The sequence below is a fragment of the Pontibacter sp. FD36 genome, from assembly GCF_015686655.1.
Lineage (GTDB): Bacteria > Bacteroidota > Bacteroidia > Cytophagales > Hymenobacteraceae > Pontibacter.
On the sequence record NZ_JADPMP010000006.1, the window covers coordinates 139890 to 163346 of the forward strand.

The following is a 23457-nucleotide window of genomic DNA, read 5'->3' on the forward strand; positions in this document are numbered from 1 at the left end:
AAATAAAACTTAATGAAAAGCTTACCAAAGTACGCGCTGGCCCTGATGCTGGCTGCAGGGACATCCGTGTCTTATGCCCAGAAAGTAAAAGAGCTGCCAAGTATAAAATCGAATGTAGAGACCATCACCTATGTGCTGAATGGTACCGAAAGGCACACTGACTGGAAAATATCACCGGAGCAGAAGCCAGACCGACTGCCCGTAGAGTGCAAGCAAAAAGAGACTAAAGTAACCTTTGTGACAGACGTCGATTCGATCACTTTTAATGTAAAAGTTGGCGACACCATACAGTTTTATGTGCTGCAAAAAGGAAAGGAAAAAGCGCTGACTGAGATTGTGGGCCTGCCGAAGAATGTGAACTTCACGAAGAAATACATTCGTGAGCACCAGGGCAAATTTAGCGTCGAAGTGCCGGAAGTGCACGAATTGGCGAACATCCTGGTGGCAATCTCTAACATAGGGCAGCAGGACTCCAACATGGTGGATATGACTACACCTTACCACAAGGAAGTGATGGCGCATTTTGCACCTTACAAGAACCACCCGATCATGGATGAGGTGAACCGGCATATCACCAAAGTGTTCGACAACGAGAGCTACTGGTACTACTATGCTATGAAAATGAACGCCTGCGCCTATGTATTCGATAAGAAAGGAAACATCAAAAATGAAGGGATCATCCGGAAAATGGGCTTTAGTAACCAGGACGATCCTATTAGCGCCAATCTTACCCTTATAGAAGACTTCGCCAAAAAATCGAACTTCCGGGAGTTTTACAAGCAGCACCAGCCATACTACAACGAGCTTATGCAAACGTACCGCACCCAAAACCCGATCGTGCAGCAGCAGGAGTGGCTGGAAAAAATGTTCGGGTTTAAGTATGGTAATTACCGGGTTACTTTCTCGCCGTTGGTAGGTGGCGCTCACTCCACTATGGGTTTTGAAGATAATGGCTTTAACCAGACGGTCATGTTTGTGAAGAGGGCAGACCTAAATCCGAAGTATAACGAAAAGGTAAACGAGATGCGAAACACGCGTGTGGTATTCACAGAAATCGATCACAACTTCGTAAACCCAACATCCGATAAGTATACGAAGCAGATAAACGAGATCTTTGCAGACAGAGGAAAATGGGTAGCGGAAATGAATGGTACCAGCGCCTACAGCTCGCCTTATAACGTGTTCAACGAGTACATGACCTGGGGCATCTATTCGCTTTATTGCCTGGACAAGTTCTCAGCTGAAGACAACGCCACTTTTATACCTATAATGGAACGCCAGATGGAGCAAAGAAGAGGCTTTATCCGATTCGGAGACTTTAACCAGAAACTGATCTCGCTCTACAAGGAAAATCCACAGATAAGCATAGACGAACTATACACTACCATGCTGGACTGGAGCAAAGACGTGCAAGCAAAACTTTAACGAGGTAAACTGATTCATCCATAATGGAAAACACCATTGTGTGCTTTATGGCAGCTGCTACGACAATTACAGCCGCATGTGTAGTTTCCGTTAAAGCAACTGAAATAGTTCCGATCGCATGCTGCTTCTAGGTATACGATGAATCGAGCCAGTAACCAGCCCTGCAAGCAACCAGCTTGCAGGGCTTTTTTTATGTGAATTGCGACTGTTGGTAGTAGCGATCATACGATGAATTTGCAGGAAACAGGCTGTCTCATAAGCGCACAGATGTATCGGATGCAGGTGTATCGAAAGCGAACAGGTATAAAAATGGGTTCTGTTTAATGTGTTGATTTTCAGTTGATTAACTTTCTGGCACTGATCTTTCTAATACGCTTACAACAGGCTGGCAGTCATGAAGTTGAGACTAGGCTAGCAGGTGAGAAAAAGAAACTACATCAGTTAAAAGCGAAATAAAAAATCATCTATAACACATTATTAAGTGCAAAATAAACCTATGAAAAAGTTATCATCAATCCTGTTTTTGTTGTTCGTGTTGGCCATACCTGCCTTAGCGCAGCAGAAGTACAAAGGCCTGCCTGTAATCAAAGCCAACACCGCCAAAGCCGACTATAAGATTGGCAAGGAGTGGACAAGAGGCACCTGGAGCATTATGCCGGAGCTTTCGCCTGATGTGCTGCTGGTGCCGGTGCACAACAAGAAAACCTATGTGATGTTCCGCACCGATCTGGACTCTATTTCTTTCCAGATGAAGCCGGGCAAATCGTACCAGTTTTATGTGCAGCTCAACGAAAAAGACTACGCCCTGACAGAGTTTAAAGGCTACGGCCACGAAACCCTGAAATTCAACAAGGCGCAGGAAGTGTCGGGCTATACCTTCTTGTACGAGCAGAATCAAAATAACGAATTTCTGCAGACGCTGCGCAAGCAGTATCAGCTGGATGAGATTGTAGCCGGTGCTAAAAACGACTCTGAAAAGGCCCTGCGCATTGTAAACTGGGTACACCGCCAGTGGCAGCATGATGGCATGAACGAGCCAAGCAGCCCGGACGCCCTGACCATTCTGGCTGAGGTAAAAGAAGGCAAGAACTTCCGCTGCGTGGAATATGGTATCGTAACAACTGCAGCCCTAAACGCGATTGGCCTGCCAGCCCGCACCATGGGTTTGAAAATGAAGGAGGTTGAAACCATTGAGTATGGAGCCGGTCACGTGGTGCTGGAGGTGTTCTTGCCGGACCTGAAAAAATGGGTGATGCTCGACGGGCAGTTTGATGTGATGCCGGTGCTCAACAACGTGCCACTCAACGCAGTAGAGTTTCAGCAGGCTATTGCCACTAACTACGAAGCGCTGGAAATCAGAAGCCTGTCAGGCACCTCTAAAAGCAAATACGTGAGCTGGGTATACCCTTACCTGTACTACTTTGACGTGAAGTTCGATAACCGCGAAGGTATAGCCCTGCAGCGTGAGAAGATTGACGGAAAGTCTTCACTAATGCTGGTACCAGCCGGTGCTAACATCCCGAAGGTGTTCCAGGTGAAGTACCCGATGGAATACCTTAAGTACACGCACTCCCTGATTGACCTGTACGAAGCGCCCAAAATGGCAAAGCAAGAGATGCTGACAGAAAAGTAAAAGGCTGCGCACTCATGAAACCTAGAACCATTTAATTGTGTTCTATACACAGAAAACAGATAGAAGTATGCCGCAAATTACTTACATTTGTGGCATACTTCTTGAAGTATACATCGTAGGAATACGACGTTCTTTAACTTATGGGGATGACTGGAATTGACAGCTTGTGCAGATTGCGTGTAAGCATGTCGGGTGATGAACGTACCACCTGTTAAAAATCCGTTCAAACAATAACTGGCGAATATAACTACGCCATGGCTGCTTAATCTAGGTATTAAGCACTAGCCATAGTCTCGTGCAGGTTTCGTGAATCTGCTTGCACATACGAGGCTTCGATCCGATTTACTAGTCTGTGTAAAGGTGTGGTGCACAGGCGAAATAAAGCATCTAAGGAGTGCGCATAAGTTTGACTTATACTTGCAAGCTCCCGACAATTCGAATAAGTCTAAGCATGTAGAAGGCCCGTCGATTTCCTTGTCTGGACCAGGGTTCGAATCCCTGCATCTCCACAACCCTAAGCAGAAAGCCCCGCTGGTGATAAACCAGCGGGGCTTTTTTTGTTTCCTCTGTACAGGGCATCTCCAGCCTTGTTAGGTGTTTTTCAATACCAATAGGCATTATGCCCTTTTTATCGCTGTTGTTGCTCAGAGTCAATGTAAACCGGAACTGCACCGGATAGAATCGCTTGTTACTAAAGCGCAGGTATAGGAGCACGTGTTGGAAGCCCATGAGCCTCCTAACATGGACTTTTATGGAGCAGATCTCCAAATGTTCGTTGGAACCTGTTATTTTGGTGCTGCTGTTCATGATACGAATATATGGCCATCTCCCATGATTTTGACCTAAACGATACAAGAGAAGGCTCGTCTGATTGGTATAGGCACAGGATGCTTTGATTAGAGCTGATCTGCGTTCCGCGTAATGGGAAATTGCATTAACCGGTTTTTGATTTATGAAAGTATTGTTCTTAGAAGACGAGCCCAAAGTAGTCTCTCTTGTTAAAAGAGGGCTTGAGGGTGAGGGAATTGAATTTGCGGTGGCGATGGATGGCTTTACGGCTGTAAAGATGGCCGGGCTGAACCAATACGACCTGATCATACTCGATGTAATGGTGCCCGGCATGAGCGGACTGGAGGTTTGTAAAAGCATCCGGGATGCAGACCCCGATACGCCAATTCTCATTTTATCTGCCTTGGGTTCTACACAGGATATAGTGGCTGGCTTTAACAATCTGGCTGATGACTACATGGTCAAGCCTTTCAACCTGGCTGAGCTTCGGGCACGCATGCAGAGCCTCGTGAGAAGATCGGGCAGAAGTATGGTGCAGCAGAATGTGATGACCATAGCGGACTTAAGCGTTAACCTCGACACAATGGAGGTGACCCGCAACAATAAGGTCATTGCGCTTACTGTGCGGGAGTTCAAACTGCTGGAGTACCTGATCAAGAACAAACGCAAGGTGCTGCCACGGCTGGACATTCTGGAGCATGTATGGGGTGCTGACTTCGATATGGGCACCAATGTGGTGGATGTGTATATCAACTACCTCCGCAAGAAGATAGACAAAGACTTTAGCCCGCGCCTGATCCACACGGTGGTAAGCGTAGGCTATGTGATGAGGACGCAGTAGTATGAGATTACAGTATTCGCTGATCGTTTTATTTACCGGCCTGATGGCTTTGATATTACTAGGTATAAATCTGGTGATGTATTCCATGTCGTCTGGCTACAGGCAGCATAACTTCTTCCTGAGTTTGGAGAACAGCTCCACTGTTGTGGCTAGCGCCGTGCTGCAGCAAGAAAAGGCGGAAGATTACTATGCCGTCAAGAACAGTATGTTGCAGCATTTGGCAGATGAAGAGGAATACATCCTGCGTATTAACAAAGAAAGCGAACAAATTCATTTTCCTGCCTCACTGCCGCTCGATGAGTCATTTTACTGGGAGACTATCCGTAATGGAAGAGCCCGGCATTATGAAAACGGAGTGCATTATGTCGGGCTGTTTAGAGAAAATGTAACCGGAGAAGAGGACATACTGGTGGTGTCTTCGGCTCGGGATGTGGAGGGCGATGCTTACCGCAAACGCCTGAAAACGACGCTTGCCATCGCCTTTCTGGCGGCTGTGTTTGTGATGACGCTCACCACCGTGTTCTTCTCTAAAAGGCTGTTTGGCCCCATGGTCAAGATCATGAAGAAAGTGAACAGTATCAATGCCTTCAACCTGAACGACAGGCTTGAGAAAGAGCATAGTCTGGACGAAATCAGTGAACTGCAGGATACGCTGAATGATATGCTGCAGCGGATAGAAACAGCTTTTAAAGCACAGCAAGCCTATGTCAGCAACATCTCACATTCGCTCCGCACGCCGCTCACTGTTATAGCCGGGGAGGCTGAGATAGCCCTTTCGCGCCTGGAGCAAGGGCACCCGGCTGCCTACTCGCTGCAGATGATTATGCAGGAAACCGAAAAGCTCAAGCACATCATCAACACCTTACTGGAATTGGCAAAAGCCGAAGGAAATGGGCAGGACCAAGGCCGGAGTGTGCGCAGGATGGATGAAATACTGGAGTCGGTGCAGGAGGTGGTGAGCAAGATGGATGAGCGGTATAAGCTTAAGATGGACTACAGCGAATTTCCGGAAAACGAGGCGATGCTGTGTGTAAATTGTAATGAGCAGTTGCTGGTTCTGGCCATCTGTAACATCATTCTGAACGGGTTTAAGTACTCCGATAACCAGGCCGTATACCTGAAACTAACCTCAACAGGGCAAAAGATAAGCTTGCAGATAACAGACTCAGGCATCGGTATACCTGCTTCAGATCAGAGTAAAATTTTCAATCCTTACTTCAGGGGTTCCAACACGGCTAATTACGAAGGTTTTGGCATCGGGCTGCCGCTGGCCATGAAAATCATTGAAACGCACAAAGGCACGATTCGGGTAAGTTCGAAGGTTGGGAAAGGTACTATCATGGAAGTAGTACTGCCTGCCGCATACGCCGCCCAACACGCTTCCATGCAGGTATAGCCCGACTGCCTGCGGCCTGCCGAAAGTATGTTAAATCATTTTTCCGCATTTATTCCCGGATCATCTACCCGAAGCCCTACCAAGCGTAGGGCTTTTATTTTGGTTTTATTTCCTGTCTATCTGCCTGGCTATCGGAATGCCCTGCACGATCTGGTAATCAATAAAACAGGCAGCCCATACTATGTAAAGGGCTGCAAACTCCTTCTTTCTAATTTCATTCTAATCTCCTTCTTAAATCAGCTTAATAGGTCATGCCTAACTTGGCGATTGAGTATGAGCTAGTTGCCTTACAACCTTTTGATGCTAAGGTAAGTAAAACTTATTTCAGTGCAGAGCTATATGGTTATAATGATATCGTTGCAGGGTCATTTAGGAGTATTTGATTTTTTTGTTTCAACATGCCTTTTAGCGGTTGCACCTCTCTGTACACGAAATGCACCCGGCTGTTACGGAGGCCCCATACTCATTAGCAACGAAAGAGAAGATTACTATCTCCGGTTCATGCTCTGGAGCCAAAAAATCTGTGCCCGTGCAACAGAGAATAACCCTTAACTCAGCAGCACAATGCCCAAATAGACTTCCAACACATACTAAGTCCCTGCTAATAGCCACGGAAAGGATCGATGGGCGGCGGGATGGGTTCATTGTTCAGTTTCAGATATTTCTATAGTCAATCTTATTAACACACAGTTATATGCACTTAAATCCGATTGAACACGAAAAACTATTACTTCACCTCGCAGGTGAACTTGCAGCCAAGCGGCTCAAGCGAGGCGTGAAGCTGAACTACCCGGAGTCCGTTGCCTACATCTGCGGCATTTTGATGGAAGAGGCCCGTGATGGGAAGAAGACGGTGGCGCAGTTGATGGAAGAGGGCACCAAGCTCCTGAAAAAAGATCAGGTAATGGAAGGTGTGCCCGACATGCTGCACTATGTGCAGATTGAAGCAACCTTTCCGGATGGTGTAAAATTAGTCACGGTCGACCACCCTATACGCTAAAACAGACTAAGAACAATTAAAACATTTATACTATGAAACCGGGTGAATATATACTACAGAAGGGTGAGATAAAGGCGAATGACAAGCGCAGGACAGTGCGTGTCACCGTGGCCAACACCGGAGACCGACCAATTCAGGTAGGCTCGCACTACCATTTTTTTGAGGCTAACAAAGCGCTCGAGTTTGACAGGGCTGCTGCTTTTGGTATGCGTCTCAACATTCCGGCAAGTACCGCCGTGCGCTTTGAGCCGGGCGAGAAAAAGGCGGTTTTCCTGGTGGAGTTTGGCGGCAACAAAATCATAAGTGGTTTCAACAACCTGACAGAAGGAGATGTGACGAAGAAGAACGTGCGGGATGCCGCTATCCAGAAAGCGCAAAAGCAAGGATTTAAAGGGGCAGGAGGCGCTGCGGCTCCAAGCAAAAGAAATAGAAAATAACATCAATTAATCAGGAAACCATGTCAAATTGGAATAGACGCGAATGGATAAAGGTAGTAGGTCTTTCTACTGCCGGGCTCTCAATGCTTGGCTTCAACGCACTGGGAAGCGATTCTTCTTCAGTAAAATATGTGGACGGCGAACTATACATTCCGCGGGACCGCTATGCCGCTCTCTTCGGACCTACTACCGGTGATAAGGTACGTCTGGCGGATACTGAGCTTTTCATACAGATTGAAAAAGACTTTAACGTATACGGCGACGAAAACAAGTTCGGAGGTGGTAAAACCGTGCGTGACGGCATGGGGCAGTCTACTTCGGCAGGGCAGGACGAGGTACTTGACCTGGTGCTCCTGAATGCTATTATCATCGACCATTGGGGTATTGTAAAAGCCGATATCGGGATAAAGAATGGGAAAATAGTAGGTATAGGAAAAGCAGGCAACCCGGATACGCAACAAGGTGTGACGAAAGGCATGATCATTGGCGCAGCCACTGAAGTACAGTCTTGTGCCGGTAAGATCGTAACGGCAGGCGCCATAGATGCCCACATCCACTTTATTGCGCCGCAGCAGGTAGAGGTGGCACTTTACAGTGGCGTTACGACCATGATTGGTGGTGGTACAGGTCCTTCTGACGGTACACTCGCTACCACCGTGACGCCAGGCAAGTTCTGGATGGAACGCATGTTCGAAGCTTCAGAATCAACCCCTATGAACTTTGGTTTCCTGGGCAAGGGCAATACCTCTACCTTCAAAACAGCAGCACAGCCCGTAGAAGCCGGTGCCCTGGGTCTGAAACTGCACGAAGACTGGGGCACGACGCCATCCACCATCGACATTGCTTTGCAAGTGGCAGACAAATATGACGTGCAGGTAGCTATCCACTCCGATACGTTGAACGAAGCAGGCTTTCTGGAAGACTCTGTGAGGGCCATCAACGGGAGAGTGATCCATACTTACCACACAGAGGGAGCAGGCGGCGGACACGCACCGGACATCATCAAGATCGCCATGTACCCTAACGTGCTTCCATCTTCTACCAACCCAACCAAGCCTTATACCATCAATACCGTGGATGAGCACCTGGACATGCTGATGTCGGTACACCACCTGGATAAGAGCATTCCGGAAGACGTATCATTTGCCGACTCCCGCATCCGTCCGCAAACCATTGCCGCAGAGGATATCCTGCAGGACATGGGCGTGTTCAGTATGATGTCGTCTGACAGCCAGGCCATGGGACGTATCGGTGAAACAATACTGCGTACCTGGCAGACAGCCCATAAAATGAAAGTGCAGCGTGGTCCATTACAGGAAGATAAGGCCTCTGGGGCGGATAACCTGCGTGTGAAGCGCTACATCTCCAAATACACGATCAACCCGGCTAAGGCACACGGCGTGGCTGACTATGTAGGCTCGATAGAGGTAGGTAAATACGCCGACCTGGTGTTATGGGACCCAGGTATGTTCGGTGTAAAACCTGAGATTATCTTCAAAAACGGTATCGCAGTGGGAGCTCGTATGGGTGACCCGAATGGCTCTATTTCATTGCCACAACCTGTTATCTACCGGCCAATGTGGGGTTACTACGGTAAGTCCATCCAGACGAGCGGATTCAACTTCGTGTCGCAGATTTCACTTGACAATGGCAACATAAACAAATTGGGGCTGGGCAAAGGATTTCTACCTGTAAGAGGCTGCCGCAAAGTCACGAAGAAAGACATGGTGCACAACAATGCCATGCCGAAGATCGAGGTTAATCCGGAAACATACGTGGTAACGGCAAATGGCGAGGTGCTCACTTGTGAGCCACTGAAAGTCGTGCCAATGGCACAGCGCTACTTCCTGTTCTAGATTTTTAATTAAACGTGCTGCCGGGCGGGCTATACCTTGCCGGCAGCACCTAAACACCCTATGCTGTTAGTAGAGAAGGTAATCGGCAATTTATCAGACACCAATACAGGTAACCTTTCGATTGATTTTCTGGACCTGGATTGGTTTGATACTGGCAAAACCACTTTGCGAAAGCGAACAAGGGCGGGGCAGGAGATAGGTATACGCAAAGACTCGACGCCACTGGAGGACGGTGACATCCTGCATATGGACGGGGAGCGGGCCATCGCCATCAACATACTTCCCTGCGAGTGCATCGTGTTCAAGCCCGACAGCTTTAAGGACATGGGCACCATTTGCTTCGAGATTGGGAACAAGCACATTCCCATTTTTATCAACGAAGCGGCCGAGGTGCTGGTGGAGTTTGAGAACCCGCTGTACAGACTTTTGGAACGCTCTGGCTACGAGCCACGGCGGGAAGTACGCAAGCTCCTGAAAACACATGCGCTACGCGTGCGGCGGCATGGGAATAATTTTACCAGAAAAATAACCATTAAATAAAGGGACAGCTATGCAGCCACTCTTAACCCTCCTGCAGATCAACGACTCCATGTTTCCGATCGGAAGCTTCACGCATTCCTACGGTTTGGAATCTTATGTGAGTAAAGGCATTGTGAAAGACACGCCATCGGCCAGGGTATATGCCAACAACATGCTGCGTCACAGCATCTACTACAACGACGCCGCCTTTTTGCAAAAAGCCTGGGCATTGCTGGAGGCGAAGAAATCGGTGCGGGAGTTTCAGAAGCTGGACGAGATGATCACAGCCCTGAAGGCACCTGCCGAGATACGGGATGCCAGCAAAAAACTGGCGATCCGTTTTCTGAAGCTGACGCAGGCGCTGCACCCCGTTAAAAGATGCAGTAACTACCTGGCCAAAATTCAGGAGGGCCAGCTGCACGGGCACTATGCCGTGGCCTTTGCCATGTATGCGCATGCAAGCGGCATCACCTTAAAAGACGCCTTGCTGGCTTTTTACTATAACTCGCTCAACGGCATTGTAACCAACTGCGCCAAACTGGTGCCCATTGGGCAGGGCGATGCGCAGAAGATCCTTTTCGACTTGCAGGCTACTATTAAAGAACTGGTGGACGAGCAGGAAAACATGGAGGAGGAGATGGTCGGGCTATGCTGTATTGGGCAGGAAATACGGTGCATGCAGCACGAGAAACAATACTCAAGACTATACATATCATAAAGCAAATCATCACCTAACCAGATACTTTATGTCAAAAAAACATGTGAGAATAGGGGTAGCTGGTCCTGTAGGATCAGGAAAGACGGCTTTGATCGAAAGGCTGACCCGCAAGATGAGTGAAGAGTACAGCATCTGTGTCGTGACCAACGATGTGTACACCCGCGAAGATGCTGATTTTATGATAAAGAACTCGAAACTCCCCGCCGACCGAATTATCGGGGTGGAAACGGGCGGCTGTCCGCATACCGCCATACGTGAAGACGCTTCTATGAACATTGAGGCTGTGGAAGAACTGGTGGAACGACACCCCGACACAGAAATCGTGTTTATAGAGAGCGGCGGTGATAATCTATCTGCCACCTTCAGCCCCGATCTGGCCGATGTAAACATCTTTGTGATCGATGTGGCCGAAGGCGACAAGATGCCGCGCAAGGGAGGCCCTGGCATTACCAAGTCCGATTTGCTGATCATCAACAAAACGGACCTTGCCCCCTACGTGCACGCCGACCTGGATATGATGGACCGCGACTCGAAGAGAATGCGCGGCGAACGACCTTTCATCTTCACAAACCTGATGAAGCTGGAAGGCCTCGATGAGGTGATTAACTGGATCAAGACGTATGCTTTACTAGAAAAAACGGAGGCGCATGCTTAGTACCATCAAGATTAACGCGGAGAGGGAAGGGGCGCTAACGTTACTGAAAGAGAGTTGCCACAACGCGCCTTACAAAGTGATCCACTACGGCTCCCGACATCTGCATGAGCATCTGGAGCTGATCATGATGAGCTCTTCTCCAGGTATCATGGATGGCGATGAGATTGACATTGAGGTAAACGTGCATGAGCATGCCCAATTGAAACTCTTTACGCAGTCGTTCAGCAAGTTGCACCCTATGGAAACAGGGGCTTTGCAGCGCACGAACGTGCAGGTAAAGAAAGGCGGCATTTACAAATTCATCCCACACCCGATCACGCCTTTTGCCAATTCCATCTTCAGAACGGTAAACGAGATCCACCTGGATGAAAACGCCAATCTGATCTGGGGCGACATTATTGCGTCGGGGCGAGTGCACTCGGGAGAGTCGTTCCAATTTACGCGCCTGCACAGCATCACGAAGGTATACAGAGGCAAAAAGCTTGTGCTATTTGATAACCAGTTGCTTGAGCCAGGTCGCCAACCTTTCGACTCTATTCTGTTTTATGAGCGCTATACCCATCAGGCAACGCTGATCTATGTGTCGCCTTATGCCGCTGAATTGAAGACTGAACTCGATGAGATCTTGACGAGCCAGTACGATGAGTTCTCTTTCGGTTTTACACAGTGCGGGCCCAATGCCATTATGATCAGGGCAATGGGTGACGAAGGCGTGATGCTATATGACTGGCTAAGCGCCATGGGGCAGTTGTGCTGGGAGTTTACGGTGCACAAGCAGGAAGAAGAGCAAGCCGAATTGGAAACGGAACAAGCCGCTGAACCGAAAGCTGAAAAAGCGGAGCCTGCTGCCAAAAAACAGACCAAACGAACGAAGAAAGAAGTGACCGCAAAAGGGAGGGCCAAAAAAGCAAAGGCTATACCTGAGGCAGCAGCTGAAATTGAGTTAGAAGAAGTGCTGGCCGAGGCGGTGATAGAAAAATAAGGAGAAGCCATGCACGAAATTTCGATCGTACGGAACGTCTTTGAAACGCTGCAGGAAACTTATCCTGACAAGTTTGAGCGAATAACCAAGGTGCAGATTGAAGCGGGGCTTTTGAGCAACATACAGCCTATCCTGATCCAGAACGCCTTTGAGGCACTGATCATGGAAGAACCGAAGCTGGCTGAGGTCGAGCTGGAGGTGCTGTTGCTGCCCATTATCGCTCACTGCGACGCTTGCGACAAAGACTTTGAAGTGAAGCGGCACAAGTTTGTGTGCGAGTGCGGTATTCCCTCCAAAAACATTGTACAGGGGGAAGAGCTGCAGATCAGCCGCATTGAATTTTTAGAGAATTAACCACTAGACATAAAACACAGAAGATATGAGTACATCATCCATGCCCAAAAGCAACAGAATGCCGGTAGGCTCTGTGCAGTGCGACAACACCACCCTCAACCTGTTGAAAGCGAATGATTTTGTGGCGAAAGCCATCCGTGATCGTTTGCCTGATGTGCTGGTGATTAATGTATGTTCCTCGCCAGGCAGCGGCAAAACCACCTTGATGCAGGAAACGGGCAAGCGCCTGAGCGACAAACTGAACATGGCCGTGCTGGTGGGCGACCCTGAGACTGACCGCGATGCGGTACGCATGAAGGAAGTAGGCATCAACGCCTTGCAAATCGTGACAGGCGGCATGTGCCACATCGAAGCTCAGATGATTCTGCAGGCGCTCGACCACATCGACCTGACTGGCGTGGACCTCCTCTTCATCGAGAACGTGGGCAACCTGGTTTGCCCTGCCGCCTTTGACCTGGGCGAGGACATTCGGGTAACGGTGCTGGCCGCTACCGAAGGTGATGACAAGCCGAAAAAATATCCACGCATGTTCCTGACGAGCGAGCTAATGGTGGTGTCCAAAGCGGACCTGTTGCCTTACGTGCCGTTCTCGGTAGAGGCTGCTACGCAGGATGCCAGAGAAGTAAACCCAACCATCGAGGTAATGAGCATCAGTAGTTTGAAAGGCGATGGTATGGACGATTGGTGCAACTGGCTGCTGGCAAAAGTAGAGGAAAAGAAAAAAGCCAAACTGGCAACAGCTTAATACCGCATGGCGATCGATTTGTCTATGCTGACGGAGCCGCTAGTCGTGACGCAGGCGCTTGAAAAAGAGCAGGACCTGGGCGGCCGCACCATCGACTTTTTTGAGATTGAGTGGTACGAGGCCTCCAAGTCGCGCATGAAAAAGAAGACGCAGGGCGGGGTAGAGGTGCTGGTTGAAAAATCGAATAGAGAGACATTGGAAGACGGGGACCTGCTATACCTGTCGGAAGAGCGGGCGATCCTGCTGAAGATAAAGCCCTGTGAATGTGTCGTGCTGTACCCGCGGAGTCTGCAGGAAGTAGGCACAATCTGTTTCGAGATCGGTAACAAGCATGTGCCGATTTTCATCACCGACGACAACGAGGTATATGTGGCCTATGATGCCCCGCTTTACCAGTTGCTGCTCAGCGGTGACTTTGTGATCGGGATAGAAGAGCGGGTGCTTCACCCCGCGCAGATGGTCAAGGCCTATGGCAACAAGCAAAAGCAGTAAAAAGCAACAGCGCTATACCCTGGCACTTTGAGAGAGTTCTGACAGGTATGACATAAAATACAAAGCAGACTGTTTTAGCCGAAGGGAGCTGGACAGTCTGCCTTTTGGTATATAAAAATCAAGGCATAAATGACTGGTGAATAAGATGGTTTCAAGAAAAAGCACCCTGCGATTTTGTGAAGAAAGCATGAAGTACTGGAGAGGAAGGATGGCCGTTCGTTTGGTGATGGCGGTGTGTGCTGGTTTGTTCTTGCTGAGCGCCTGCCAGAGCGAGAACGGCGAAATGAAAGCAGTGGCGGCTGATGCGATTGTAGTGAAAGATATACGGGGCAAGGAAGTACGCCTGAGCGAACCAGCCCAGCGGGTGATCGTGCTGTACCAGGGAGCGTTGGATGGCATGTACATGCTAAACGCGGAGCATACCGTGGTAGGTATACAGAACAACATCTACACCAACCCCGAGACGTTTAAGTATTTCAGCAAACTGGATCCGCGCATTGCCAGAAAAGAGCTGCCCGCTCCTGGCAACTGGGAAACATCCACCAACATCGAAAGCGTGCTGGCGCTCAAACCAGATCTGGTCATTATTGCTTCTGGACAGACCGATGCCATTCGCTTGCTCGAAAGTTTAGGGATTCAGGTATACGCCGTATCGCCACAGAACAACGAGCAACTGTTTGAAGAGATCGAAAGCATTGGCAAGCTGACAGGTACGCACGAGCGGGCTTTGGAACTGCTGGCCTATACCCGCCGCAAGCTCGACGAGATTGCGGAATCGACAGATCACATTGAACAGAAGAAATCGGTGTACTATGCTTGGTCGGGCGGACGGATTTACTCTACTTCGGGGCAGAACAGCCGCATGAGCGAGTGCTTCGAGCTGGCAGGTGTAAACAATGCCTGCACTTTTGAAGTGGACCAGCCCAACATCAACCCAGAAACGCTGATTGCCTGGGACCCCGATCTGATTTTGCTCTGGAGCACAGACCCAAAGGTGCTGTATGATAAAAAAGAGCTGGCGGTGCTCACAGCGGTGAAGAACAAAAACGTGCATGTGCTGGAGCCACCCTTTTTCTACGATCCGCATACCCTCAAAATTATGTATGCCGCCATTGAGCTGCACAATGTCGCCTATGGCGCAAACGAGCACTTCGACCTCGACGAGAACCGAAGGGACATCATGACGAATCTGTATGGTGCCAAAGCCACTGCCTTACTTGAATGAGAAAAGTACTGACTGGCTTCCTTATTTACGGCCTGCCTATACCGCTGCTGCTGTATTCCCTGACGGTGGGCCCGTCGCAGGGGCTGGTGTTCTCTGACTATTGGGAATGGGGCGGGGCGGTGCTGAGCGGCAACATCCACGAGAGCTCGACCAAGGTATACATGCTCAACAACATAATCGAGAATGTGCGCCTGCCACGGGTTTTGCTCACCTTTATTATTGGGGCGGGCCTGGCTGCATCCGGGGGAGCTTTGCAGGGAATTTTCCGCAATCCGCTCGTGGACCCCTATGTGCTGGGTATTTCCTCTGGCTCGGCTTTTGGGGCGGCGCTGGCCATTGCTTTTCCGCTGCTCCACATCAACGTCATGGCCTTCGTGCTGGGAGTGGCCTCTGTGGTCATGACCTATTCCTTTGCTTTCAGCAACAACAAGTCGTCCATTGTGGCGGTCATTCTTTCAGGTATGATTGTGTCAGGTATATTCACGGCATCGCTTACGGTGGTGCAGTACATGAGCGACCCTTACAAGCTACAGGCCATTGTGCAGTGGACCATGGGCAACCTGCACCATGCCTCCTGGGACAAAATAAACACTGCTGCGCTGCCCGTAGGTATAGGTATAGTGGGCATGTACCTGATGCGCTGGCGGCTTAACCTGTTGGCGCTGGGCGAGCAGGAGGCAAAGGCGGTGGGCGTAAACCCGACTGCCGACAAAGCTACCCTGGTAGCGCTGGCTACGCTCACCACCTCTACTTCGGTGGCGGCGGCAGGCGTCATCAGCATGTATGGCCTGTTTATTCCGCACCTCACCCGCATGATGGTGGGGCCCGACAACCGCAAAGCCATGCCAGCCAACATCTTCTTCGGAGGTTCTTTCCTGGTCATCATCGACAATTTCTCGCGCTCGCTAATGGACTTCGAGATTCCGATCGGCATTTTCACGATGCTGCTGGGGGCGCCATTCTTTCTCTTTTTAATGAAGAAAAATAAAATCAACTGGGTATGACAGACGCGGCGATAGAAGTAGAAAACCTCAGTTTCGGGTATGGCAAAGCGCCGATACTGGAGCGCGTGAACGTGACCTTTCCGACCAACCGTTTTTCGGTGCTGCTCGGGCGCAACGGCAGTGGCAAGTCCACGCTCTTCAACATCATGGCGGGACTGCAAAAGTACCAACACGGCTCCGTGAAACTGATGGGAAAGGAGCGAAGCAAAATGTCTTTTTCGGACTGCGCCCGCGTGCTGGGTTTCCTGCCGCAGTTTCATAAGTCAGTGTTCCCGTTTCAGGTGAAAGATGTGGTCTTAACAGGCAGAGCGGCCTTCTCGGCTTTCAGTCCGAAAAAGAGCGACATGGTGAAAGTTGGCCAGGCCATTGAAGAACTGGGTATCAGTCACCTCGCCGACAGGCCCTATACCGAGTTATCGGGCGGGGAGCAGCAACTGGTCATGATTGCGCGGGTGCTGGTGCAAAACCCGAGCATCATTTTGCTTGACGAGCCCACAAACCACCTCGATGTGTACTACCAGACCTACGTGCTGGAGAAACTCAAAAAACTGACGGAAAACAACCTGACGGTCATTGCCATCATGCACGATCCGAACATGGCTTTCCTGTACGCCGACCACTGCTATTTCATGAAAGACCGCACCGTGGTTACCCCAGCCAGCGAGTTTGATTACCATGCCAGCGACTTTCTGGAATATGTGTATGACGTGACTTTTACGACTGTGCTGGTGAACGACAAAATCATGGTGGTCCCTGAAAGGAAAATTGACAAGCTGATAGAACCGACAAGATGATACAGATCAAACCAATCGAAAGAGAGCGGATTCCAGAGCTGGTTCGCTATGTGATGGGGTTCCGCAAAGAGCTGTTCCCGATGATAGATCACAGCAAGCCGCCCCACGACTTGGCGCACTTCGAGGCCGCTTATATGGAAGACAAAAATGCTGCCTTTCTGATCGCGACCGACCTGTCAGATACCATTGTCGGCACCATTGGCATGCGCACCTACGACCACCGCTTTAAGCACCTGAACTACGAGGGCCGGCTGACAACCGAAGTACAGAAGCTGTATGTGGAGCCCTCCCTCCGAAAAGTTGGCTTGGGTACCTGTCTTTTTAGCGCTTTGAAAGAAGAAGCTGCGCGCAAAGGCATCGAAACGCTATACCTGCACACGCACCCCTTCCTGACGGGCGCACAGGAGTTCTGGGCAAAACAGGGTTTCGAACTGATTTGTCAGGATGAAACGCCTGTTTACAGAACCATACACATGCAACTGCAATTGCCAAAATTTGAGCGGCTTGGTAAAATAATTTTTGACAAAGGAGAGGAGCCTGTTCAGGTATGATGCTAGACTTGACCCGAAGAATGGCTGCGAATTATATGAAAAGTGTCCTGTGCGCATTGTTGCTATACCTGTTTGCTATACCTGCTTTTGCCCAGCCAACAGGCAGTGTGGGTGGTAGCGTGAAGGACGAGAAAGGGGAAGTCTTGGTCGGTGTTTCGGTAGGTGTAAAAGATACCGCAGTTGGGAATGTGACAGCCCTGGATGGCACGTTTAAAATTGACGGACTGCCTTATGGGCGCTATACCTTGTTGGTGAAAGGGCTGGGCATGGTTGATAAAACAGTACCTTTTGCCCTGACCGAGCAGTCGGCGCACGTATGGCTGGACGTGGTGCTGAACCGCCAGACGCATGTGATGCAGGAAGTGCTGGTAACGGGCCGAAAAGAAACCAACTACGTGAACGATTACAGCTTTGTGGGCACCAAACTGCAGAGTAGGGTAGTAGATGTGCCGCAGACCATTTCCTCGGTTACCAAAGAGCTGATCGAGGACCAGCAGGCTTTTCTGGTGACAGATGTAGTGCAGAACCTGGCGGGCGTAACACAGTACTCGGCCTACGACGACCTGACCATCCGCGGTTTCCGCAACGGCTTCGATACAGGGTATAGACTAGTGAACGGGCTGCGCTCGGGCTATGGATTTGGCACAAGTTTCTTCCGTGTGCCGCTCACGGTGAACCTCGAAAGCGTGGAGGTGCTCAAAGGCCCTGGTGCTGCTCTCTTTGGCGACATCAACCCTGGGGGCACAGTCAATCTGGTCACTAAAAAGCCGCTGGACGAAAGCCGTAAAGCAGTGAGTTTCTCGGTAGGCAGCTTCCAGACCATGCGCACCACCCTCGACCTTACGGGGCCGCTCAACGAAGACAAGTCCTTGCTCTACCGCCTCAACATCGGCTACGAAGACACCAAGACCTTTCGGGATGTGAACGACCGCAGCTCCCTGATGATTGCGCCCACCGTTACCTTTCGCCCGACAGCAAACACGACCGTTAACGCCGAACTCGTGTACAGCCAGTTTGATGGCTACCTCGACCGTGGCATGGGTATACGGGGCGGCGACCTGTACGCCTTACCGAGGTCCTTTACCCTGAGCCAGCCCAGCGATTATTACCGCGTAAACGATATCTCCTTCAACGGCTCGCTCAATCACCGCCTCACCGATTGGCTGTCCTTTAACGCCGCCTACATGAAGTTTGTGTACCACGAAGAGCTGAGCGAGCACCGCACCCTCAATACCTTCGCCGATGCTCCCGCCAACACCATCATGAACATGCGGTATCTGGAGAAGAAGATAAACGACTATACCGACAACCTCTCCGCTTACTTCTCCCTGAGCGGCAACACGGGCTGGCTGCGCCACGATGTGGTGGCAGGTATGGACTACATTAAATACGAAGCTGACAGGCGCGGGCACCAGTGGGAGGCCCGTCAGATGGAAGTGGACGGGCAGGTCGTTCCCCTCACGTTCGACCTCAACAACCCGACATACGAACTCCGCGACCCGAGCAAGTACATTCGCCTGCCGCTCTCGCCGTTCTTTGTTGATTACCTCAATACCAGCTACAGCACCACCGGGCTATACCTACAAGACCAGATCACCGTAACCGAGCGCCTGCGCCTCTTACTGGGCCTGCGGCAGGAATTTTTCCGCGACCAGCGGGTGTATGACAACGGCGAAGAAAAAGTGCACCAGAATGTGCTCCTCCCGAGAGCGGGACTCACCTATAAGCTACTCGACAACCTGAACTACTTCGCCAGCTACAGCCAGGGCTTCAAACCCGTGGACCCCGCCTTTGTCCGCAACCCGGAAAACTACGGCAGCGACGCCCCATTCGACAGCGAAACCAGCTTTCAGGCAGAGTCAGGGCTCAAGGGCGAATTCCTGAACAAGCGCCTGTTTGCCTCAGTGTCGGCCTTCCACATCGAAAAGCGCAACACACTCATCAACACAGGCCAGGTGACAGATACGGGCAATCCCATTTACCGCCAGAACGGGCGCATTAAGTCGCAGGGTGTGGAGCTGGAGGCGAACGGCAGTGTAAGTGCTGCCTTCAACCTGAGCGTGAACTATGCTTTTAACCACACCGAGGTAGTAAGCACCGAGATGGAAGCTGAGCGGGGCACCATGACGCCAAACGCACCAAAGCACTCGACAGGTTTGTGGGCCAAGTATACCTTTTCGGGTGCTGGTCTGGAGGGCTTTGGGTTAGCCGTAGGCGGCAACTATGTAGGCGAGCGCAAAATGGAGCGCCAGGTGCAGGACACCCAGACAGGGGATTGGGTTTGGGGCTACTGGCCTGAGTATACGGTACTGAACGCAGCGGCCTTTTACCGTGCCAATAAGTTTCGGCTGAGCCTGAATGTGAACAACCTGCTCGATGAATTCTACTACGTGGGCGGCTACGACTACCAGCGGGCTTTCCCTGGCGCTCCCCGCCACTTTATCCTTTCAGTCGGCTATACCTTTTAAAACTAATATACCAGCATCATGAGAAGAAGCTTACTCACCATCACATCACCTGATTTACTGCTTTTGGCACAGGTTCCGGCACGGCTAAAGCTGCCTAATAGTTTGCAAGTGCAGACTGCCAACACACCGGCAGGCCTATCGCTGAGCTAAGTTACGCTACTCAGAAAATAGTGGTGGACTGCAACTTTACTGCCACGGAACAAGGCATTAGCACGGCTTTCAAAAACGTATATCAAAAATCATATCAATGAATAAATATTTCCTTTCTTTTATCGCTCAACTATTTGTAATTCAAACTGTAATTGCTCAGAATACTGGCCTCGAGAAGAGTAGCACGGATAGCACAAGCACTAATAAAACGCCTACAATTCAAGGACTCTCAGATGGCAGCTTATCGGGTTTGAGCGAAAGGATAGATGTGAATTTTCTGCTTCGAAGCTCAGTAGACTTCCCGAGTGGTGCTTCCAATCAGGCATCCGTTAATTTGAACGAAGCACGGATGGAGCTGAGGGGAGATATCACGCCGGATCTGAGTTTTCGCGTACGGTACCGGCTTAACAGAAGCGCTGCTCCGAACAGTTTAGATAATGCTCCGGGCTCATTAGATCACGCGAATGTCACCTATCGGTTTGGCACCGCGAAGAAATGGCATCTGACAGCCGGAAAGCAGTCCGCGAGTGTGGGGAGTTGGGAGTTTGACAAAAACCCCACTTTTGAATACCAATATACCGAATACGTGAACAGGCAGCTGAACCTGTTTTTACTCGCCATGAAACTCGGCTATGATGTCACTGAAAACCATACCTTCCAGTTACAACTGCACAATACCTCTAACAATAATTTCAACACGGTCTACAACACGACAGGCTACAACACAGACGGACTAAGGCCGTCAAAAACACCTTTTGGCTTATACGTTGCGTGGCTGGGCAATCTATTGGATGAAAAATGGCAGACTTTCTACAGTTATAATATTTCGCAGTTCGCCAAAGGTAAGACAGATCATGCCGTATCCATCGGCAACCAGGTTGTGCTCGACAGGTTTAAAGCTTACCTCGACTTGCAGAGCACCAACATGTCCGTAGACTATCCTAACATTGGGTCGCCGGCTGTCAATACCTTTATGGCTCCTACTCCGGGGTTTACTCCGGTTTTTCTGCAAGACATCAATTACAAAACAGCCTTGCTTCGCGTAGATTATGAGTTTATACCCAAGTGGTTTATAACTGCCAAAGGCTTTTACGAAACTGCCAGTCACCGAAAAGACAGCGAGATCGGAGACAATTTCAGAGAGCATACTGGCCTTTTGGCAGGCCTGGAATACAAGCCTGTTGGCAGCCAGGAAATGCGGTTGTTTAGTTACTATTACTACAACACGTCACGGTATAATAATGCAGTAGGGGTAAGTAACCCGAATCAGAAGCTACACTTGTTCTCGGTTGGAGTGCTTTACTTTGTGAATGCCCTTTAGCTTAGGCATTGTGCAGTAACTGTAGCGGCTGTAAGGGCAAGTATAGCCGTTAAAGTAGTTGTTTCCTTGCTTTTATGGGGCTTTATCCGTTACTTTGAAAGAATACTATCAGAACCGTGCTGCCACCTAACAGAAAAATTCATCTCTTTTCAGAGCCGCTTACAGGCTTTGTTGCGGCATCGCATCACGTATCTCAAAGTGATGTGCTGAATGGCTATTGTCTTTTCTTTTATACAGCCCCTAAGGCCTTCATTAAGTAAGCCGGAAACCTCCGGCCCCGGGCGTAAGCCACCATACCTTGCTACAGGCTATCCCTGTTCAATATTCTAGCATTTACCGTTTCGCAAAACACCTTTACGCAGCGCAAAAGCCGCAAGCAAGGGAGTTTTTGTGTGTTTACCTTTTTAAAACCTCCGTGCTGCATGCGCTGGAGGTTTTGCGCCTGCCTTTGGGGCATGGCAAGGCGCTATACCTGTAAGATTTTTCAATGCTTTAAAATACCAATGATATGAACCCGATTTATGTAACAGAAAAAGATTTACAACGCCTGCACAACCTGGTACAGGTGCAGCGCCAGGTAAGCGGTGCCCATTCCGTAGAGGCCCTCAGCAGGGAACTGAAGCGAGCGAAAGTGGTAGCTTCCGAGGAGATTCCGGAGAATGTGGTGACCATGAACTCGCTGGTGAAGCTGAAGGAGCTGAAAAGCGGTGCCGAGATGGAACTGACTGTGGTATACCCCAAGGACGCTGACTTGCCAAATTTCAAAATCTCAGTGCTGGCACCAGTGGGTACAGCCATACTGGGCTGCAAAGTGGGTGACAAGGTGGAGCGGCCGGGACCTAAAGGCACGGTGGTGTACGAGGTGCTGGAAATTTTGTATCAACCCGAAGCAGCAGGCGATCTGGCCCTTTAATTTACTGGCCGGATTGGTCTTTTGGAGGAGAATATTTTTACCATAGAGAATGGGTTTTTTAGATTTTTTCAGAGAGGATATTGCCATAGATTTGGGCACAGCCAATTTTCTGGTGATGCAGGGCGACAAGGTGGTGGTGGACGAGCCTGCCATTGTAGCCTACAGCCGCTCATCAGGAAAAGTGCTGGCCATTGGCCGTAAGGCGATGCAGATGGAGGGAAAGGCGCATGAGGACATCCGTATTGTGCGGCCAATGAAGGATGGTGTGATCGCTGACTTTCATGCCGCAGAGCACATGATGAAGGGTATGCTGCAGCTCATTAACGGAGGGAAAAGGAAAATGGGCGCTTCGTTCCGGATGGTGGTTTGTGTGCCCTCCGGTATAACCGAGGTAGAGAAACGCGCTATACGCGACTCGGCCGTTATTTCTGGGGCAAGGGAGCTATACCTGGTGCACGAACCAATTGCTGCGGCCATCGGCATCGGACTGGATGTAGAGGAACCGAACGGGCACATGATTGTAGACATTGGGGGAGGTACCACCGAAATCGCCGTGATTGCCCTGAGCGGCATTGTCTGCGACCAATCCCTGAAGGTAGCGGGCGAAAGCTTTAACGCCGATATTGTGCACTACATGCGCAAGCATCACAACCTGCTGATCGGGCAGTCTACCGCCGAACGGATCAAGCTGGAAGTAGGGGCTGCCCTGCCTGAGCTGCAGGATCCACCGGATGATGTGGCCATCAAAGGCCGTGACCTGCTCACAGGTCTGCCGAAACAGATACACGTTTCCTATATGGACGTCGCTTTTTTTCTGGATCGCTCACTGTCTAAAATTGAAGAAGCGGTGATGAAGACACTGGAGATGACGCCACCAGAGCTCTCCGCAGACATACACCAGACGGGCATCTACCTGACCGGTGGCGGTGCCTTGCTGCGTGGTCTGGACAAGCGGATATCTGCCCGAACGAAACTGCCTACCCACGTGGTGGAAGACCCACTCCGCGCTGTGGTGCGGGGTACGGGCACGGCGATGCGAAACATTGACCGCTTCCAGTTTTTGATGCGCTGAGTTAGTGGCAAATTAGTGCAACAGGGTATGCCCTGGCAGGTCATATAGCAGCATTACAAAGAGCCCCGCTGGAAATAAACTGGCGGGGCTCTTTTTATAAGAAATTACCGGAATGTA

General features: G+C 50.1%; 22 protein-coding genes, 1 other RNA gene and 1 pseudogene. All 24 read left to right on the forward strand.

Going from position 1 to position 23457, the window contains the following annotated elements:
• Positions 1-12: 12 nt before the first annotated feature.
• The 24 genes and pseudogenes from I0P70_RS09905 (at position 13) to I0P70_RS10015 (ending at position 23340) form a co-directional block, all read left to right on the forward strand.
• Entirely contained in the window at positions 13-1425 is a 1413-nt protein-coding gene (locus I0P70_RS09905) for a DUF4932 domain-containing protein (protein ID WP_196117244.1), read from the forward strand.
• A gap of 496 nt (positions 1426-1921) precedes the next feature.
• Positions 1922-3058, forward strand: coding sequence for a transglutaminase family protein (locus tag I0P70_RS09910; RefSeq protein WP_196117247.1), 1137 nt, complete (start codon positions 1922-1924; stop codon positions 3056-3058).
• Between the two features lie 142 nt (positions 3059-3200).
• Positions 3201-3570, forward strand: a transfer-messenger RNA (tmRNA) gene (ssrA, locus tag I0P70_RS09915).
• A gap of 440 nt (positions 3571-4010) precedes the next feature.
• Complete coding sequence (locus I0P70_RS09920; protein WP_196117249.1) at positions 4011-4688, forward strand: response regulator transcription factor; 678 nt, start codon at positions 4011-4013, stop codon at positions 4686-4688.
• A 1-nt stretch (position 4689) separates the two neighbouring features.
• Positions 4690-6084 carry a HAMP domain-containing sensor histidine kinase gene (locus I0P70_RS09925; protein ID WP_196117251.1) on the forward strand — a complete coding sequence of 465 codons (1395 nt, stop codon included), beginning with the start codon at positions 4690-4692 and terminating at the stop codon, positions 6082-6084.
• 694 nt (positions 6085-6778) lie between these two features.
• On the forward strand, positions 6779-7084 hold the full coding sequence (ureA, locus tag I0P70_RS09930) for an urease subunit gamma (RefSeq protein ID WP_196117253.1): 306 nt from the start codon (positions 6779-6781) through the stop codon (positions 7082-7084).
• 32 nt (positions 7085-7116) lie between these two features.
• Positions 7117-7419, forward strand: a pseudogene (gene ureB / locus I0P70_RS09935) (urease subunit beta); the annotation flags it as partial.
• 122 nt (positions 7420-7541) lie between these two features.
• Positions 7542-9377, forward strand: a complete 1836-nt coding sequence (ureC, locus tag I0P70_RS09940) for an urease subunit alpha (RefSeq protein WP_196117257.1) — start codon at positions 7542-7544, stop codon at positions 9375-9377.
• A gap of 60 nt (positions 9378-9437) precedes the next feature.
• Complete coding sequence (locus I0P70_RS09945; protein WP_230392107.1) at positions 9438-9917, forward strand: urease accessory protein UreE; 480 nt, start codon at positions 9438-9440, stop codon at positions 9915-9917.
• 10 nt (positions 9918-9927) lie between these two features.
• Entirely contained in the window at positions 9928-10614 is a 687-nt protein-coding gene (locus tag I0P70_RS09950; protein ID WP_196117259.1) for an urease accessory protein UreF, read from the forward strand.
• 28 nt (positions 10615-10642) lie between these two features.
• Positions 10643-11269 (forward strand): urease accessory protein UreG, encoded by a 627-nt coding sequence (gene ureG, locus I0P70_RS09955; RefSeq protein WP_196117261.1) that lies wholly within the window; start codon positions 10643-10645, stop codon positions 11267-11269.
• Entirely contained in the window at positions 11262-12251 is a 990-nt protein-coding gene (locus I0P70_RS09960) for an urease accessory protein UreD (protein WP_196117262.1), read from the forward strand. The genes ureG and I0P70_RS09960 overlap by 8 nt, the downstream gene beginning before the upstream one ends.
• Before the next feature lie 9 nt (positions 12252-12260).
• Positions 12261-12605 carry a hydrogenase maturation nickel metallochaperone HypA gene (locus I0P70_RS09965; RefSeq protein WP_196117264.1) on the forward strand — a complete coding sequence of 115 codons (345 nt, stop codon included), beginning with the start codon at positions 12261-12263 and terminating at the stop codon, positions 12603-12605.
• A 25-nt stretch (positions 12606-12630) separates the two neighbouring features.
• A complete protein-coding gene (hypB, locus tag I0P70_RS09970; RefSeq protein WP_196117266.1) occupies positions 12631-13350 on the forward strand; it encodes a hydrogenase nickel incorporation protein HypB in 720 nt (239 codons plus the stop codon).
• A 6-nt stretch (positions 13351-13356) separates the two neighbouring features.
• Complete coding sequence (locus I0P70_RS09975; protein WP_196117268.1) at positions 13357-13842, forward strand: urease accessory protein UreE; 486 nt, start codon at positions 13357-13359, stop codon at positions 13840-13842.
• 187 nt (positions 13843-14029) lie between these two features.
• Complete coding sequence (locus I0P70_RS09980) at positions 14030-15067, forward strand: ABC transporter substrate-binding protein (protein ID WP_196117270.1); 1038 nt, start codon at positions 14030-14032, stop codon at positions 15065-15067.
• Positions 15064-16071: an iron ABC transporter permease gene (locus tag I0P70_RS09985; protein ID WP_196117272.1), complete on the forward strand. Its 1008-nt coding sequence runs from the start codon at positions 15064-15066 to the stop codon at positions 16069-16071. The genes I0P70_RS09980 and I0P70_RS09985 overlap by 4 nt, the downstream gene beginning before the upstream one ends.
• Positions 16068-16865, forward strand: coding sequence for an ABC transporter ATP-binding protein (locus I0P70_RS09990; RefSeq protein WP_196117274.1), 798 nt, complete (start codon positions 16068-16070; stop codon positions 16863-16865). Before I0P70_RS09985 ends, I0P70_RS09990 begins: the two co-directional genes overlap by 4 nt.
• Entirely contained in the window at positions 16862-17416 is a 555-nt protein-coding gene (locus I0P70_RS09995; protein WP_196117276.1) for a GNAT family N-acetyltransferase, read from the forward strand. The genes I0P70_RS09990 and I0P70_RS09995 overlap by 4 nt, the downstream gene beginning before the upstream one ends.
• A 35-nt stretch (positions 17417-17451) precedes the next feature.
• The gene (locus I0P70_RS10000) at positions 17452-19884 is read left to right on the forward strand and encodes a TonB-dependent receptor (protein WP_196117278.1); all 2433 of its coding nucleotides are present in this window, start codon (positions 17452-17454) and stop codon (positions 19882-19884) included.
• An 18-nt stretch (positions 19885-19902) separates the two neighbouring features.
• Positions 19903-20034 carry a hypothetical protein gene (locus tag I0P70_RS21465; RefSeq protein WP_255530998.1) on the forward strand — a complete coding sequence of 44 codons (132 nt, stop codon included), beginning with the start codon at positions 19903-19905 and terminating at the stop codon, positions 20032-20034.
• A gap of 97 nt (positions 20035-20131) precedes the next feature.
• Entirely contained in the window at positions 20132-21355 is a 1224-nt protein-coding gene (locus I0P70_RS10005; RefSeq protein WP_196117280.1) for a porin, read from the forward strand.
• A 508-nt stretch (positions 21356-21863) separates the two neighbouring features.
• Entirely contained in the window at positions 21864-22268 is a 405-nt protein-coding gene (rnk, locus tag I0P70_RS10010) for a nucleoside diphosphate kinase regulator (RefSeq protein WP_196117282.1), read from the forward strand.
• Positions 22269-22317: 49 nt separating this feature from the next.
• Positions 22318-23340: a rod shape-determining protein gene (locus I0P70_RS10015; RefSeq protein ID WP_196117285.1), complete on the forward strand. Its 1023-nt coding sequence runs from the start codon at positions 22318-22320 to the stop codon at positions 23338-23340.
• Positions 23341-23457: the final 117 nt, after the last annotated feature.